Here is a 16,656-nt window from a genome sequence, read left to right on the forward strand (position 1 = left end):
GAGGACCGGCGCGGCGCCCAGCGCGCCGCCGACGACGCCCGCCGGACCGCCCGCGCGCTGCGCGCCGAGCGCGCGGAGACCGCGGGCGCCCCCGACGACGTACCGGAGGCGGAACCGGGGACCGCGAAGTCCTCGCTGCCCGCGCTCCGGGAGGCGTACCGGGCCGCCTCCCAGCTGTACGAGAAGGTCGGGGTCGGCGCCGACCTGCGCGCCGAGCAGGCCCGGGCCGAGAGCGACGAGAGCGCGGCGCTCACCGAGCTGAACCGGCTGACCAACAAGGTGCGCACCCGGGCCGCCCAGCTCCTGGAGTCCACCGACGGCTCCGACGGCCCCTCCCGACAGGCCGCCGCGGCCCGCGCCGAGGAGCTGGTCCAGCTCCTCGAAGGCCGGGTGTCGACCGCGAGCGAACAGCTCGGCAGGCTGCGCGGAGAGGCGGAGCGGCACGCGCCCGAGGACGGCGACGCCCACACCGAACTGCCCGAGGACCTCGTGCCGCGCGACATGGAGCACGCGCAGGGCCTGCTCCGCACCGCGACGGGCGAACTCGCCTCCCGCGCACAGGCGCTGAGCCAGGCGCGCGCGGCGCACACCGAGCTGCTCGACGCCCACCGCGCCGCCGAGGACGCGGCCGGCGGCTTCGACGAGACGGCCGCCCTGCTCCGGGACCTCCTGCGGGAGCACCCGGACGACGAGCCGGAGGAGACCGAGCCGTACCCCGGCACGCTCGAAGAGGCCAGGCAGTCCGCGGCCGAGGCGCGCCGCTCCCTGCGCGGCTGCGCGGCAGACCTCTCCGCCGCCGAGGCGGCCGTGCGCGAGGCGAGCGACGTCCTCGTACGGCATGCCAACTCCACGCGCTACGAGCAGGTCCGCACCCCCGCACGCCGGCAGATCCGGGAGCTGCCCGCCTCCGCCCTGCCCGAGCACGCCCAGAAGTGGGCGGACGCCTTCGCGCCCCGGCTGCGGGTCCTGACCGACGAGCTGGCGCAGCTGGAGCGCAACCGCGACTCGATCGTGGACCGGCTGCGCGGACTGGTCGAGTCCGCGCTCGCCACCCTGCGGTCGGCGCAGCGGCTGTCCCGCCTCCCCGAGGGCCTGGGGGAGTGGTCCGGGCAGGAGTTCCTGCGCATCCGCTTCGAGGAGCCCGACCAGGCCACGCTCGCCGAACGGCTCGGCGAGGTCGTCGACGAGGCGACCAGGGCGGCGGTCAAGAAGAACTCCGACCTGCGCCGCGACGGGATGTCCCTGCTGCTCAGAGGGGTCGGCGCGGCCCTCCGCCCGAAGGGCGTCGCGGTCGAGATCCTCAAGCCAGACGCCGTGCTGCGCGCCGAGCGCGTCCCCGTCGGGCAGATGGGCGACGTGTTCTCCGGCGGCCAGCTGCTCACCGCGGCCATCGCGCTGTACTGCACGATGGCCGCCCTGCGCTCGAACGACCGGGGCCGGGACCGGCACCGACACGCAGGCACCCTGTTCCTGGACAACCCCATCGGGCGCGCCAACGCGACGTACCTGCTGGAGCTGCAGCGCGCCGTCTCCGACGCGCTGGGCGTCCAGCTCCTCTACACGACCGGCCTGTTCGACACCACGGCGCTGGCGGAGTTCCCGCTGGTCATCCGCCTGCGCAACGACGCGGACCTGCGGGCGGGCCTCAAGTACATCAGCGTGGAGGAACACCTGCGCCCGGGCCTCCCGAAGGAGACCCCCGCGGGGGAGGCGTCCCACACGGAGATCACGGCGACCCGCATGTACAGGCGGCCCGCGCCGAGCGTTCCCTGACCGCGGGGAAGTGGCGGACCGCGGGCCGTCCGTGGCTGATCGCGCAGTTCCCCGCGCCCCTAAAGGGCGCTGCCCGCATCCTCCTTCAGGAGATCGGCGCACTTCTCGCCGATCATCATCGTCGTGATGCACGGATTGACGGTGACGAGATCCGGCATCACCGACCCGTCCGCGACCCGCAGCCCTCCGATCCCCTTGACCCGCAACCGCGGGTCGAGCGGGGCGGAGGCATCCCCCTGCGCCCCCATCTTCACCGTGCAGGACGGGTGGTACACCGTGTTGTGCGTCCTGCGGATGTAGTCGAGCAGCTCGTCGTCCGTCCGGACGCCGGGTCCCGGCGCCAGCTCGGCCCCGGCCCACCCGCTCAGCGCGGGCTGCGCCGCGATCCGCCGGGCCAGCCGCAGGCCGTACGTCATCACCCGCACGTCGTGCTCATGCGTGAAGTAGCGGGGGTCGACCCGCGGCTTGTCCCGGTGGTCGCGCGTCCGCAACCGCACCGTGCCGCGGGACTTCGCGCGCGTGACGTTCGGTGTGAGGCAGAACGCGTTCTCCGAGGTCGGATAGCCCCACCGCACGGTGTTCATGTCGAACGGCACCGAGCCGTAGTGGAACATCAGGTCGGGCCGGTCGAGCCCCGGTTCGGTGTCGTAGAAGATGCCGGCCTCCCACCACTGGCTGGAGGTGGTCGGCATGGGCTGCCGGGCCTCCCACATGATGACGCCCTCGGGGTGGTCCTGGAGGTTCCCGCCCACGCCGGCCGCGTCCACCACCACGTCGACGCCCACCTCGCGCAGATGCCCGGCGGGGCCGATGCCGGACAGCATCAGCAGCTTCGCGCTGTCGATCGAGCCGCAGGACACGATCACCTCACGCCTGGCCCGTACCGTCCGGGTGCGGATCAGGTCCGGGTCCAGGTACTCGGCGCCCACGCAGCGCCGCCCGTCGAGCACGAGCCTCTTGGCGCGCACCCCGGTGCGCACGTCCAGGTTCGGCCGCTTGCCGAGGACCGGGTGCAGGTACGCGACCGAGGAGGACTGCCGGATGTTGTTCTCGTCGGAGTTGATCTGGAACCAGTTGGCCCCGCGTACGACGGTCCGACCGGTGTTGAACGCGGTCGTCGGGATGCCCGCCTGGGCGCACGCCTCCAGCAGGGCGGTACCGCAGGGGTCGTCGCTCTTCAGCGTGCGCAGCTTCACCGGACCGGTGCGGCCGTGGTGCTCACCGGGGGCGTCGTTGTTCTCCAGCCGCCGGTAGAGCGGGAAGAGGTCGGCCGCGCTCCACCCCGTGCAGCCCGCGGCGGCCCAGTCGTCCAGGTCCTCGGCCGGTGCCCAGAAGGCGATGCAGGAGTTGTGCGAGGAGCAGCCGCCGAGCACCCTGGCGCGCGCGTGCCGCAGGAAGCTGTTGCCGCCGGCCTGCGGCTCGACCGGGTAGTCCCAGTCGTAGCCGGACTCCAGCAGCCCCATCCAGCGCTCCAGCTTCAGGACGGCGTCGTCGCCGACGTCACTGGGCCCCGCCTCCAGGACGCACACCGTGACGGACGGGTCCTCGGAGAGCCGGGCGGCCACCACGTTGCCCGCCGTGCCACCGCCGACCACCACATAGTCGAACTCGGTCTCGTCCATCAGGAGCTGACCCCCTCGGAAGCGGAAGCGGAAGCGGAATCGGAGCCGGAATCGGAGCCTGAGCCGGAATCGGAGGCGACGGCGGGCGGCGGCCCGGCGGGTGCGTACCGGTGCTCCGCGAGGACTCCGGTGCGGTGGCGCTGCACGAACCAGTAGTAGGCGAAACCGCCGCCCATCACGATGCCGACGAACAGGACGGCACCCCAGCGCAGATACCAGTGGTACGGAGCGGTCGCGTTGTAGACCGCGGCGCGCGGCCAGATCAGGTTGAGCATCATGGCCGCGCCCCACACCACGGCGACGATGTTGACGGGCAGCCCCCAGCGGCCCAGGGAGAACCTGCCCTCGCCCGCGGGCTGCCACGTCCCGCGCACCCTGGCCACCAGCATGGGCCCGGTGACCAGCAGGTACGCGAGGTAGATGAGGATGATGCCGATACTGGTGACCACGGTGAAGATCTGCGGCTGGCGGATGTTGACCAGGAGGATCGCCAGCGCCAGGACACCGATGACCACCGCGGGCAGGATCGGGGTCCGGAAGCGCGGATGGACCTCGGCCAGCCTGGCGGAGGCGGGCAGGTTGTTGTCCCGCGCCATCGCGAAGGCCAGCCGGATCGCCGCCGTGTGCACGGCCAGGGCGCACACGGTGACCGCGATGAACACGCACCACAGCATGGCCTTGCCCGCGTCCTCGCCGAGCACGTCGAGGACGACGTACTGCAGGCCCTCCGTGGACAGCCGGTCGCCCTGGAGGCCGGACACGCTCATCAGCGCGAGCAGCAGGACGAGTCCGCCGAGGACGAACGAGGCGGCGATGGCACGAAGGACGGCGCGCGGCGCGTTCCGTGACGGGTCGAGGGACTCCTCGCCGAGCGAGGCGGCCGTGTCGAAGCCGTACATCACGTACGCGGACGCCAGCGACGCGACCAGGAACGCGCCCAGGTAGCCGCCGGAGTGGCCCGCTCCCGTGCCGTTCGTCTCCAGCACGACGTCGGGCCCGCGGGTGATGTTCACGGCGAACAGCACGATGAGGACGACGGTCGCGATCAGCTCGATGAAGACGCCCGCCGTGTTGATCCGGGCCATCAGCTTCACGCCGAGGGCGTTCACCAGGGTGGTGAAGAGGATGAGCCCGGAGGCCAGCAGCACGGCGTTGGTGGCGACGTCGTACGTGCCCGTGCCGTCGCCCACGAACTGGAAGGTGGCGGATATCTGAGGAAGGGTCAGCTGGTAGGCGAGGGCCACGGCCGCGATCGACACGATCGACGCGACCAGCATGGTCCAGCCCGCCAGCCAGCCCAGGTGGGGATTGCCCACCTTCTTGGCCCAGTTGTAGACGGAGCCGGCCACCGGATAGCGCGCGGCGAGTTCCGCGAAGCAGAGCGCGACCATGAACTGGCCGGCGAAGACCATGGGCCATGACCACCAGTAGGCGGCTCCGCCGCTGCCGTAACCGAAGTAGAAGAGCTGGAAGGTGCCGGTGAGGATGGAGATGTAGCTGATACCGGCGGCGAAGGTGTGGAAGTTGCCGAGGGTGCGTTTCAGTTCGGGCCGGTAACCGAACTCGGTGAGTTCCGAGTCGTCCTGGCCGTGTCTGTGCGGCGGTTGTGCCGTGCTGGTCATGAGCGGCCTCCTGGGAAGGGGAGTTCTCCCGGGCGGGAGGAGGTGCGGCTCGTGCGGGGTCGTCTCGTGCGGGGTCGTCGGAGCGCGGGCGCGGGATCGCGGCACCGATCGGCGGACGCCGGACCGCACACCGGCCGGTGCGGTCTGGATCTTATGGCGCGGAGCGGCGGATCCCGTGGCGAAGTGCGCTGTTTTCTGCGGGGGTTGGCGTGACGTCCGTCGCGGTGGCCGCGGGCATGCCGCCCGTCACCGTGCGATGACGCGGCTCTTCACCGTACGGTCGCGCGGCTCTTCACCGCACGGTCGCGATGTTCGTCATCGCGCAGTCGCGCGGCTCGTCACCGCTCGGAGAACCAGCCCCGCGGGCCGGGATCCGTCGCGCGCCAGATGTGCTTGGTCCGGCGGTACTCGGCGAGGCCGGCGGGTCCGAGTTCCCGCCCGGAACCGGACTGCTTGCAGCCGCCCCACTCGGCCTGCGGGACGTACGGGTGGTAGTCGTTGATCCAGACCGTCCCGACGCGCAGCGCCGACGCGACGCGCCGCGCCTTCGCCTCGTCGGAGGTGAGGACACCGCCGGCCAGACCGTGGACCGTGCCGTTGGCCAGGCGCACCGCCTCCGCCTCGCCGCTGAACCGCTCCACGGTCAGCACCGGCCCGGACGACGCCTCCCGGACGACGGACATCGCCGGGAAGCACTCGTCCAGCACGGTCGGCAGGTAGTAGAAACCGTCCGGGTGCGGAGGACGGGCGGGCCGTTCGCCGCCGCAGAGCAGGATCGCGCCCTCGTCCAGCCCTCTGGTGACGTACTCCTCGACCTTCTCCCGGTGCGCCGCCGAGATCAGCGGCCCGGTCTGCGCCCGGTCGTCGAACGGCCCGCCCAGCCTGATGAGCTTCGCCCTGCGGACGATCTCGTCGACGAGCCGGTCGTGCAGGGAGTTCTCGACCAGCAGCCGCGCCCCGGCCGAGCAGACCTGCCCGGAGTGCCGGAAGGCGGCCGTCAGTGCCAGGTCGACGGCCGTCTCGTGATCGGCGTCGGCGAAGACGATGTTCGGGTTCTTGCCGTCCAGTCCGAGGGCGACTTTCTTCACCGTCCCGGCCGCCGCGGCCATCAGCGCGCGTCCCGTCCGCAGGCCGCCGGTGAACGAGACGAGGTCCACGTCCGGGTGCTCGGCCAGCGGGGCGCCCGCCTCCGGGCCGGCGCCCAGGACCAGGTTGGCCACGCCCGCGGGCAGCCCGGCCTCCTCCAGGAGCCGTATCAGGCGGATCGCCGTGTGCGGGGTCAGCTCGCTCGGCTTCAGCACGAAGGTGTCGCCCGCGGCCAGCGCCGGGGCGACCTTCCACGCCGTCCGGAGCAGCGGGCGGTTCCAGGAGGTGATCAGCGCGCACACCCCGACCGGTTCGTGGACGACCCTGCTGTCGACGCCCTCCGTGCCCGTCTCCACGATCCGGCCGGACCCGCTCGCGACCAGCCCGCCGAAGTAGCGGAAGCAGGTCTCGGCGCCGTCGACGTCGTACTCGCTCTCCACCAGGCGCTTGCCGGTGTCGAGGGACTCCGCCCGGGCGAACGCGTCCTTGTCGCGGGCGAGCAGACCGGCGACCCGCAGCAGCAGACCGCCGCGCCCGGTCGCGGGCGTCCGCGGCCAGGGGCCCTCGTCGAAGGCGCGGCGCGCGGCCGCGATCGCGTCGGCGGTGTCCCGGCCGTCCGCCTCGTCGACGACGGCCACCGGCGAGCCGTCGGCCGGGCAGCGGATCTCACGGGTGCGCCCCTCCCGCGGGCTCGTCCAGGCGCCGCCGATGTGGAGATCGGCCATCCCTGCCTCCCAGCATGCCGGTGAGCCACTCGTGGAACGCCCCGAGGTGGTGCTCGGTGGGCACCAGCACCCCGCCCCGGCGGTAGGCGCGGGACGCCATCGCGGGCTGCGTGCGCTCGCACGCCTCGAAGTCCTGGACGTTGACCCGGTGGAAGAGCTCCACGGACTTCGACACATCGGCGCCCGACTCGACGACCTCGGGTGCGTAGAGCCAGTCGCACTCCACGGCCGTCCGGTCGGCGGCGAGGGGGAACATACGGTGCAGGATGACGTGGTCGGGGACGAGGTTGATGAAAACGGTAGGTTTGACTGTTATCGCATAATATCGACGGTCCTGGTCGTCGGCGACCTCGGGGAGCCTGCCGAAGCCCTCGCTGCCGTCGACCGTGAAGCCCCTGACCTCCTCGCCGAACGCGGCGCCGTGGCCCACGTAGTACTGGGCGGCGTAGCCGTCCGCGAACTCCGGCAGCACATCGGTGAGTTCGGGATGGATCGTCGCGCAGTGATAGCACTCCATGAAGTTCTCGAGGATCAGCTTCCAGTTCGCCCGCACGTCGTAGCTGAGGCGTTTCCCGAGCGCCAGGTCCTGCGTGCCGTAGCGCTCGACGGCCGCCACGTCCCCGAGCCGCTCGACGGCCGCGTCCGTCACCGTCTCCTCGAAGGACGGCGGTTCGTCGGCCAGGCACACCCAGGCGTATCCGAGCCACTCCCGCAGCGCGACCCCGACCAGGCCGTACTCCGCGCGGTCGACGTCCGGCATCCGCACCAGGTTCGGCGCCGCGATCAGCTTCCCGTCCAGGTCGTACGTCCAGGCGTGGTACGGGCACTGGAGGTTGCGGCGCACCTCACCGGCCTCCTCCGTGCAGAGCCGGGCCCCGCGGTGCCGGCAGACGTTGAGGAACGCGCGCAGCGCACCGGTGCGGGTCCGGGTCACCAGGACGCTCTCGCGGCCGACCCGGACCGTACGGAACGCGCCCGGCCGGGCCAGGTCGGCGCTGCGGACCGCGCAGAACCACATCGACTCGAAGAGCCGTTCCTGCTCCTGCCGGAAAATCTCCGGATCGGTGTAGTAGCGCCCCGGCAGCGTGCTGATCAGGCTCGGTGACGGCCGGCCGGGAGAGGCGGCAGGAGAAGCGGGGGAGGTGGCGGCGGAGGCGGGGGTCGACGTCACGGGCGGGCTCCTCGGACGGGCGCGGCGGCCAGGCGGTGGGGGTCGAACAGGCCGATCGGATGATCGGTGGCGCCGGTCAGGGCCAGGTCGGCCAGGATCTCGCCGACCACCGGTACGAACTTGAAGCCGTGGCCGGAGAAACCGCAGGCCACGGTCACGGACCCGGGGTGCGCGGGATGCCGGGCGACGACGAAGTGCTCGTCCGGGGTGTTGGTGTACATGCAGGTGGCGGCCTTGAGGAAGGAGCCGGGCAGGTCGGGGATGCAGCGGGACATATGGTCTGCCATCGCCCGGATCTCGTCCTCGTGGACCGTCCGGTCGACGGTCTCCGGGGTGCAGACCCGACCCCGGCGGAAGAAGGCGACCTTGGCGCCCGACTCCGGGCCGTCGATGGCCGGGAAGCCGTAGACCTGGACGTCGTCCGCGTCCTGCCAGATGTAGACGGGGTGGTTCTCCGGCAGGAAGGGCCGGACCCCGCCCCGGGGCCGGAACCAGTACATGACCTGCCGCTCGACGGTGAACGGCACCCCGAGGTCGGTGAGCAGCCGCGGCGCCCACGCGCCGGGGCAGATCACCAGGTGGCCCGCCGTGTACGTGTTCTCGGCCGTGTGCACGCGTACGCCGTCCCGGTACGGCTCCCAGCGGGTCATCGGCTCGTCGAAGTGCAGGTCGGCGCCCTGCCGCGCGGCGAGCTGGAGATGGGCCGCCACCATGTTCTCGGGGCGGACCAGACCCGCCTTCTCCTCGTGGAGCGCGATCTCGTCGTCCCGCGGTGACAGGGTGGGGAAGCGGCGGCGGATCCCGGCCGCGTCGAGCAGCTCGTGGGGCAGGTCCCACTGCACGGCCGAGCGCAGCGAGCCGGCGACGGTCCGCGACTCCGGCCGGCCGACCATCACGCCGCCGCACAGCGTCGCGATGTCCCGGCCGGTGGCCCGCTCCAGCTCCTCGTACAGCTCGTACGCGCGCAGCAGCAGCGGTACGTACGCCGGGTCCTCGAAGTACGACTGCCGGGTGACCCGCGAACCGCCGTGGCTGGATCCCCGGTCGTGCACCGGCCCGAACTTCTCCAGCCCGAGCACCCGTACGCCACGCGAGGAGAGGTGGTGGGCGGCGGCACTGCCCATACCGCCGAGACCGATGACGACGACGTCGTAGGTGGGGGACATGGGAAACCTCCTGTTGATCGCGGCCCTCCTGCGGGGTGATCAGCACCGGATGCGGGTCATCCCCGGATCGAGGAGCGGCTCGTCCGCGACGGTGGCGCCCACCTTCTCCCCGAAGTACTCGACGAGGACCCCGGTCCCGGTGGGCAGCGCCGGCAGCCACGCGTACGCCACGCACCGCCCCAGCGTGTACCCGTACGCCGCGCTGGTGACGTACCCCGCGGGCGCGCCGCCGACGTGCACCGGCTCCTTGCCGAGGACGACGGCCCCGGGGTCGTCGAGCAGCAGCGGAGTGAGCCGGCGCCGGGGCCGGGTCCGCCCCTCCAGCGCCCGCCTCCCCGGGAAGTCCCCTTTGTCCGGCCGGACGGCGAACCCGAGCCCCGCCTCGTACGGATCGTCCTCGTCGGTCATGTCGACGCCCCAGGCCCGGTACCCCTTCTCCAGCCGCAGGCTGTTGAACGCGGAACGTCCGGCGGCGATCACCCCGTACGGCCGGCCCGCCTCCCACAGCGTGTCCCAGAGCCGCAGCCCCAGGTCGGCGGTCGTGTACAGCTCCCAGCCCAGCTCGCCCACGTAACTCAGCCGCATGGCGGTGACCGGGACGTGCCCGATGTACGTCTCCTTGGCGCGGAAGTAGCCGAAGCCCTCGTGCGAGAAGTCGTCGGGGGCGAGCGGCTGGACGAGGTCGCGGGCGAGCGGCCCCCAGACGCCGACGCAGCAGGTGCCGGACGTGATGTCCCGGATGTGCACCCCGTCGGGGGCGTGCCTGCTCAGCCAGTCCAGGTCGGCGGGGGAGTTGGCGCCCACCTGGAAGCGGTCCGGGCCCAGGCGCGCCACGGTGAGGTCGGAGCGGATGCCGCCGGTTTCGTCCAGGAGCAGGGTGTAGGTGACGGCGCCGGGCTTCTTGCGGAGGTCGTTGGTGGTCATGCCGTGCAGGAAGCCGAGGGCCCCGGGGCCGGTGACCTCCAGGCGGCGCAGGGGGGTCATGTCGTAGAGCGCGACCCTCTCCCGGGTCGCCAGCGCCTCGGCCGCCGCGACGGGCGACCAGTGGCGAGCCGACCAGGCGTCGCGCCCGGGCAGGTCCAGGCCGGCGGCGAGGGGCGCGTTCGCCTCGTACCAGTGCGGCCGTTCCCAGCCGCCCGCCTCCAGGAAGTACGCGCCCAGCTCCCGCTGGCGGGCGTGGAACGGGCTGACCCGCAGGGGCCGCGGCCCCTCCATCGGCTGCAGCGGGTGCAGGACGTCGTACACCTCGGCGAACTGCTGCGAGCCCCGCTCCCTGATGTACGAGGGCGAGCGCTGGGCGTCCTCGAACCGCGTGAGGTCGCACTCGTGGACGTCGATCCCGGGGCGGCCGTCGACCATCCACTCGGCCACGGCCCTGGCGGCACCGGCCGAGTGGGTCACCCACACGGCCTCCGCCAGCCAGAAGCCGCGCAGCGCACGCGACTCGCCGAGGACCGGCATGCCGTCGGGGGTGAAGGAGAAGACGCCGTTGAAGCCCTCCTCGATCCCGCTGTCGCGCAGCGCGGGCAGCAGCCGGCGGCACTCCTCCCAGCTCGGCGCCCAGTCCTCCTCGGTGAAGGGGAGCGAGGACGGCATCTGCAGGCCGTGTGCGCGCGCCTCGTCGTAGCCGGGGACCGCGAACGGGTCCACGGGCAGCGGCCGGTGGGCGTAGCTGCCGATGCCGATGCGGTCGGTGTGCTCACGGAAGTAGAGGTCGCGGTCCTGGAAGCGCAGGATCGGCCTCGAAGCCTCCGCGGTGGCGCCGGACAGCCCGGGGAGGGGCTTCGTCCGGGCGTACTGGTGGGCGAGGGGCTGCAGGGGTACGTCGACGCCGGCCATGCGGCCGATGACCGGGCCCCAGAACCCGGCCGCCGAGACGACGTGGTCGGCGGGGAACACCCCCCGGTCGGTGACGACGGCGGTGACCCTGCCGGTCCCCCTGCCGCCCCCCTCGCCGCGGTCGTCCCCGTGGTCCTCCTTCTCGATCGCGGTGACGGTGTGCCGGTCCAGGAAGCGGGCGCCCCGGCTCTCGGCCCGTTCTCGCTGGGCGCGGGTCGCGAGCAGGGTGCGGGCCAGGCCGTCGCCGGGTGTGTGGAAGCCGCCGAGGAGGGCCGACCCGTCGAGCAGCGGCCACAGCTCCTTGCAGCGGGCGGCGTCCACGACCTCTCCGGTCACCCCCCAGGAGGCGGCGTGACCGGCCCTGCGGTGCAGGTCCGCGAGCCGTTCGGGAGTCGTCGCCAGTTCCAGGCCCCCGACCGGGTCGAAGCAGGAGGTCCCCGCCACCCGCAGGGACGTGAACTTCTCGACCGTGTACCGGGCGAAGGCGGTCAGCGTCCTGGACGGGCTGGTCCGGAAGACCAGGCCGGGCGCGTGGGAGGTGGAGCCGCCCGGCGCGGGCAGGGGGCCCTGTTCGAGGACGGTGACATCGGTCCAGCCGCGTGCGGTGAGTTCGTCCGCGAGGGAGCAGCCGACGATGCCGGCGCCCACGACGACCACGCGGGGGACCGCCGCGGCCGGGCCGGCCGCGTCCCGCGTCCCGCGCTCCGGGGCGCTCACAGGACCACCACCGAACGCAGCACCTCACCGCGCCGCATCTTCGCGAACGCCTCCTCGACCCGGTCGAGCGCGACGGTCTCCGTGACGAACGCGTTGAGGTCCAGCAGGCCGTGGAGGTACTGGTCGACGAGGAACGGGAAGTCCCGGCTGGGCAGGCAGTCGCCGTACCAGGAGGACTTGATCGCGCCGCCGCGGGAGAACACGTCGAGCAGCGGGAGCTCGACCTTCGTCCGCGGGGACGGGACGCCGACCTGCACCAGCAGACCCGCGTGGTCGCGCATGTGGAAGGCCTGCAGGAAGGTCTCCGGACGGCCCACCGCGTCGATGGCGACGTCGACCCCGAAGCCGTCGGTCAGGGCGCGTACGGCCTCGACCGGGTCGGTGCCCCGGGAGTTGACGGTGTGCGTGGCGCCGAACCGCTCCGCCAGGTCGAGCTTCCTGCCGTCGATGTCGACGGCGATGACCTTCACGGCGCCGTTGAGGCAGGCGCCCGCGACGGCCGCGTCGCCCACACCGCCGCAGCCGATGACGGCGACCGTGTCACCGCGCCCGACGTTGCCGGTGTTCACCGCCGCGCCGTACCCGGCCATCACCCCGCAGCCGATCAGGCCCGCGGCCTCGGGCCGGGCGGCCGGGTCGATCCGTATCGCCTGGCCGGCCGCGACCAGGGTCTTCTCCGCGAAGGCCCCGATGCCCAGTGCGCTGCTGAGGGGAGTGCCGTCGAGGAGGGTCGCCGGCCGGCCGGCGTTGCGCGAGTCGAAGCAGTACCAGGGGCGGCCGCGGCGGCAGGAGCGGCAGGAACCGCAGGGGGCCCGCCAGGCGAGGACCACGTAGTCGCCGACTCCGAGATCGGTGACGCCCTCCCCGACCGCCTCGATCGTGCCGGCCGCCTCGTGCCCCAGGAGGAACGGGAAGCCGTCGCCGATCGCGCCCTCCCGGTAGTGCAGATCCGTGTGGCAGACCCCGCATGCCTGCACGGTGACGAGCACCTCGCCCGGCCCGGGGTCGGGAACGACGATCGTCCGCACCTCCACGGGTGCGCCCTTCTTCACAGCGACTGCGGCACGGACCTCGTGTGGCACGACCTGGCTCCTCTGCTGTTGCGCAGTGCACTATAGGTTGCGCTATGAGAGACATAGTGAGAACGCCCGCGGGGAGCCGTCAAGGGGCGCGGGTTAACCCTTGGTAAAAGCCGCGGGCCGCCCGGGACCCGCCCGGCACACAGCGGCGCGGGGCCGGTCGTTTCCGGCCCCGCGCCGCGTTCCGTGTCCGTGGCGTGTTCCCGATGTGCCCTGGCCCGCCCCTGTGCGGCCCGCCTGGTCACGCCTCCGTTTCCGGTCCTGGCTTCCCTTCCGTTTCCGTTTCCGTTTCCGTCTCTGCCTCTGCCTCTGTCTTCGTTTCCGTCAGAAGCCGTATCCCATCCGGCGCGACAGGTCGGCCGCCGCCGCGGCCGTGCGCTCGGCGAGCTCCGGCAGCCGGCCGGAGTCCAGCCGGTACACCGGACCGGAGACGCTGATCGCGCCGATCACCTTGCCGTCGTGGGCGCGCACCGGCGCCGCCGCCGCGGCCAGGCCCAGCTCCAGCTCCTCCCGGGCGAACGCGTAGCCCTGCTCGACCACGGCCTCCAGCTCGGCGCGCAGCGCCGCCGTGCCGGTGATCGTGCGCTCGGTGAAGCGCGGCAGCGTCCGCGCCAGCAGCCCTTCCCGGAGCGCGGGCGGCAGATGGGCCAGCAGGACCTTGCCGCTGGAGGTGGCGTGCAGCGGGGTGCGCCTGCCGAGCCAGTTCTGGGCGGTGACGGACGCGGCGCCGCGGGCCTGCATGATGTTGACCGCCGCGTTGTCGTCGAGGACCGCGATGTTCGTGGTCTCGCCCAGCTCGTCCGCGAGTTCCCGGCAGACAGCCACGCCCTCCTGCGAGATGTCCAGGCGCACTGCCGCCGCCCCCGCGAGGCGCAGTACGCCGGCCCCCAGGAAGTACTTCCCGCGGTCCTTGGCCTGGGACACCAGACCCCTGTTCTCCAGCACTCCGAGCAGCCGGAAGGCCGTCGACTTGTGCACCCGGAGTTCGTCGGCGATCTCGGTGACGCCCGCCTCGCCCAGCCGGGCGAGGATCTCCAGCACGCTCACCGCGCGGTCCACCGACTGGACGGAGCTCCCCGCGCCCCTGCCCGGCCTCTCCGGTGTCTCCTCCATGGGATCAGCCTGTTTCTGCGTGCGGGTCATGGTCAACTCTCACCACCTGGCGGCCCTGTTTGAGCCGCATCTGCCGGAAGCCCTTGACGTGAGGGGCGACCCACGCGGACTCTGTTGCGCATAGCGCTCTCTCATGCGCCATACGGAACAGCATGTTACCGAAGCGTCCGGGACGGGGAACGTCTCGGACCAGACCGGACCTGAGACGTCCAGGGCATGCGTCCTGGACCGAGAGGGGGGCCCGTGATTCCCGTCTGCCGCCTTGACGACCTCCCCGCGGGCGAGTCCGTCCGTACCGACACCGTGCCGCCCATCGCCGTCTTCAACGCCGACGGCGAGCTGTACGCCGTCGACGACACCTGCACCCACCAGGACGCCTCGCTCTCCGAGGGGTGGCTGGAGGGCTGTCTCGTGGAATGCCCGTTGCACGCCGCCTCGTTCGATCTCCGCACGGGGCAGCCGACGTGCCTCCCCGCGCGCCGCGCCGTCCGCACCCACCGCGTCACCGTCGAGGACGGCGTCGTCCACGTCCATGTGGCGGCCGAGGAGGGAACGGCGGCATGACGACCCCTTGCGCGGGGCACGCGCCGACGCGCGCCCCGGGCCCCACCCTCCCACGGGCTTCCCGGGGAAGGGCGCCGGAACACCCGCCTCCTCACCCGCACCGGGCATCGGGACGGCTGCCGGTGGCGTCTCCCGCGCCCGCCGCATGAGGAGCGCGCGGACCATGAGGAACACAGGGACCGGATCATGCGAAAGAGGGGGACCGGACCATGAGGAACATGGGGCCCATGGGGTCCATGCGGACCGTCACCGTGGTCGGAGCCTCGCTGGCCGGGCTGTACGCGGCCCGTGAACTGCGTGCCCGGGGATTCGACGGGCGGCTGGTGGTCGTCGGCGACGAACCACACCGTCCCTACGACCGCCCGCCCCTGTCCAAGGACTTCCTCACCGGCCGCTCCGACGAGGACCGACTCGCCCTCGGCGACCCGGAGGAGAACGCCGGACTCGACGCGGAGTGGCTGCTCGGCGTCCGCGCCCGCGGTCTCGACGCCCGCGGCCGCAGGGTCCTCCTCGACGACGGCCGCGCCGTTTCCTGTGACGGTGTCGTCGTCGCCACGGGAGCGTCGGCCCGCCGGCTGCCCGGTCCGGGCCGCGGACCGGCCGGAGTCCACACCCTGCGCACCCTCGACGACGCCCGGGCCCTGCGTGCCGAACTGACCGCGGGCCCCCGCCGTGTCGTCGTCGTCGGCGGGGGATTCATCGGCGCCGAGACCGCGTCCTCGTGCGCCGTGCTCGGCCACGACGTCACCGTCGTCGAAGCGGCCCGGCTCCCGCTGATTCCCCAGCTCGGCCCGGAGATGGCGGCCCTGTGCGCCGCGCTGCACCGCCGGGGCGGTGTCGGCCTGATCACCGGAACAGGGGTCGCCGCGCTGCGGGGCACCGCCGCCGTCACCGGGGTGGAACTCACCGACGGACGGCTCCTGCCCGCCGATGTCGTGATCGTCGGTATCGGTGCCACTCCCGACACCGGCTGGCTGACGGGCTCGGCGCTCGCCCTGGCCGACGGCGTGCTGTGCGACGACGGCTGTGTGACGGCTCTGCCCCAGGTGGTCGCCGTCGGCGACGTGGCCCGCGTGGGAGGAACCCGCGCGGAGCACTGGACCAGCGCCACCGAGCAACCACGGGTCGCCGTGCACAACCTCCTCGCCGGGCACACCGCGCGGACCGTGCGCCCGCTGCCCTACTTCTGGTCCGACCAGTACGGGGCGCGCATCCAGTTCGCCGGACGGCGGCTCGACACCGACACCGTCCGCATCGCGGAGGGCGCGACCGCCGGCGGGGCGCCGGACGAGGGCGGCTTCCTCGCGCTCTACGAGCGCGAGGGCCGGACGACGGCGGTGCTCTCCGTGGACCGCCCCCGCTCCTTCACCCGAGTCCGGCGTGAACTCGCCCGTGCGGCGACCGTGCAGGACGGGACGGCGAACGCGAAGGAGCCCGCGCTCCCCCGGGAAGGGGAGCCCGCGGTCCCCTAGGAGGAGTGCGAGAGCCGGCCCGCGCCGCTCCGCCTGCGTATCCGCTCGCTCGCCCGCTGCGCGGTCCGCTCCTGACGCCGGGCCTTGCGCCGCTCGCGCCGCAGGGCCCGCGCCGTGCTGCTCGGCTCCGACACCACGCCGTTGCGCTGGTTCCACACCTGGCGGGTGACCCAGACGTCCAGCGCGCCCCACGTCGCCACCACCGTGCTCGCCACGCTGCTCAGCACCATCGGGAACGCGAGCCAGGAACCGGCCATGGTGCACAGGAACGCGATCATCGCCTGGATCAGGGTGACGGCGATGATGATGACGGCCCGCACCGCCGACGTCCGCACGGGATCCGGCAGCCGCCGCCGGCGCGCGGGCTCCTCGATCCACAACGGCCGGTAGTGCCCCCGGTCCCCGGCCCCCGCAGCCGGCCGCTCCCCCCTCTCCGGCAGGAGATCGGCCCCGACCTCGCCGGCTTCCCCCACCTCGCCGGCTTCCCCGGCCCCCTCGGCGTCCACGAACGGCTCCGTCCCGGTCCCCGCCACGGGGGCCGTGCCGTCCCCCGCCGCAGGCGCTGTACCGGCCTCCGTCACCCGCTCCGCCTCCGCCGCGACATCCGCCGCCGAAATGTCCATCACCGAAATGTCGGCCGGAATGCCGTGAGCCGGCACCCGTGGCTCCCGCTCCGTCTCCGCGATCGTCGCGACACCCGCCCCGGA

The 16,656-nt window shown here is 73.0% G+C and carries 11 protein-coding genes and 1 pseudogene; 3 read left to right on the forward strand and 9 right to left on the reverse strand.

Annotated elements, in window-relative coordinates; genetic code table 11:
- Window positions 1–1,773, forward strand: a pseudogene (locus KM933_RS33865) (hypothetical protein); the annotation flags it as partial.
- 59 nt (window positions 1,774–1,832) lie between these two features.
- Here the strand turns inward: KM933_RS33865 and KM933_RS33870 are convergent.
- The 8 genes from KM933_RS33870 to KM933_RS33905 form a co-directional block, all read right to left on the reverse strand.
- Window positions 1,833–3,395, reverse strand: a complete 1,563-nt coding sequence (locus KM933_RS33870; RefSeq protein ID WP_221359711.1) for a GMC family oxidoreductase — start codon at window positions 3,393–3,395, stop codon at window positions 1,833–1,835.
- Entirely contained in the window at window positions 3,395–5,017 is a 1,623-nt protein-coding gene (locus tag KM933_RS33875) for an APC family permease (protein ID WP_221359713.1), read from the reverse strand. Before KM933_RS33875 ends, KM933_RS33870 begins: the two co-directional genes overlap by 1 nt.
- A 338-nt stretch (window positions 5,018–5,355) precedes the next feature.
- Complete coding sequence (locus tag KM933_RS33880) at window positions 5,356–6,828, reverse strand: aldehyde dehydrogenase family protein (RefSeq protein ID WP_221359723.1); 1,473 nt, start codon at window positions 6,826–6,828, stop codon at window positions 5,356–5,358.
- A complete protein-coding gene (locus tag KM933_RS33885; protein WP_221359725.1) occupies window positions 6,770–7,999 on the reverse strand; it encodes an aromatic ring-hydroxylating oxygenase subunit alpha in 1,230 nt (409 codons plus the stop codon). The genes KM933_RS33880 and KM933_RS33885 overlap by 59 nt, the downstream gene beginning before the upstream one ends.
- Window positions 7,996–9,165 (reverse strand): N-methyl-L-tryptophan oxidase, encoded by a 1,170-nt coding sequence (gene solA, locus KM933_RS33890; RefSeq protein WP_221359727.1) that lies wholly within the window; start codon window positions 9,163–9,165, stop codon window positions 7,996–7,998. Before solA ends, KM933_RS33885 begins: the two co-directional genes overlap by 4 nt.
- A 39-nt stretch (window positions 9,166–9,204) precedes the next feature.
- Window positions 9,205–11,721: a GcvT family protein gene (locus tag KM933_RS33895; protein ID WP_221359729.1), complete on the reverse strand. Its 2,517-nt coding sequence runs from the start codon at window positions 11,719–11,721 to the stop codon at window positions 9,205–9,207.
- The gene (locus KM933_RS33900; RefSeq protein WP_221359731.1) at window positions 11,718–12,803 is read right to left on the reverse strand and encodes an S-(hydroxymethyl)mycothiol dehydrogenase; all 1,086 of its coding nucleotides are present in this window, start codon (window positions 12,801–12,803) and stop codon (window positions 11,718–11,720) included. Before KM933_RS33900 ends, KM933_RS33895 begins: the two co-directional genes overlap by 4 nt.
- 321 nt (window positions 12,804–13,124) lie before the next feature.
- Window positions 13,125–13,913, reverse strand: a complete 789-nt coding sequence (locus KM933_RS33905) for an IclR family transcriptional regulator (protein WP_260334563.1) — start codon at window positions 13,911–13,913, stop codon at window positions 13,125–13,127.
- A 243-nt stretch (window positions 13,914–14,156) separates the two neighbouring features.
- Here KM933_RS33905 and KM933_RS33910 point away from each other — a divergent pair, with 243 nt between their 5' ends.
- Together KM933_RS33910 and KM933_RS33915 are read left to right on the forward strand one after the other, a co-directional pair.
- Window positions 14,157–14,477 (forward strand): bifunctional 3-phenylpropionate/cinnamic acid dioxygenase ferredoxin subunit, encoded by a 321-nt coding sequence (locus KM933_RS33910; RefSeq protein ID WP_221359735.1) that lies wholly within the window; start codon window positions 14,157–14,159, stop codon window positions 14,475–14,477.
- Window positions 14,478–14,713: 236 nt separating this feature from the next.
- On the forward strand, window positions 14,714–15,949 hold the full coding sequence (locus KM933_RS33915; RefSeq protein WP_221359761.1) for an NAD(P)/FAD-dependent oxidoreductase: 1,236 nt from the start codon (window positions 14,714–14,716) through the stop codon (window positions 15,947–15,949).
- Here the strand turns inward: KM933_RS33915 and KM933_RS39955 are convergent.
- Window positions 15,946–16,572 (reverse strand): hypothetical protein, encoded by a 627-nt coding sequence (locus KM933_RS39955; RefSeq protein ID WP_260334565.1) that lies wholly within the window; start codon window positions 16,570–16,572, stop codon window positions 15,946–15,948. The two genes, KM933_RS33915 and KM933_RS39955, sit on opposite strands and share 4 nt — an antisense overlap.
- Window positions 16,573–16,656: the final 84 nt, after the last annotated feature.

This window comes from Streptomyces beigongshangae (genome assembly GCF_019710745.1).
Classification (GTDB): Bacteria; Actinomycetota; Actinomycetes; order Streptomycetales; family Streptomycetaceae; genus Streptomyces; species Streptomyces beigongshangae.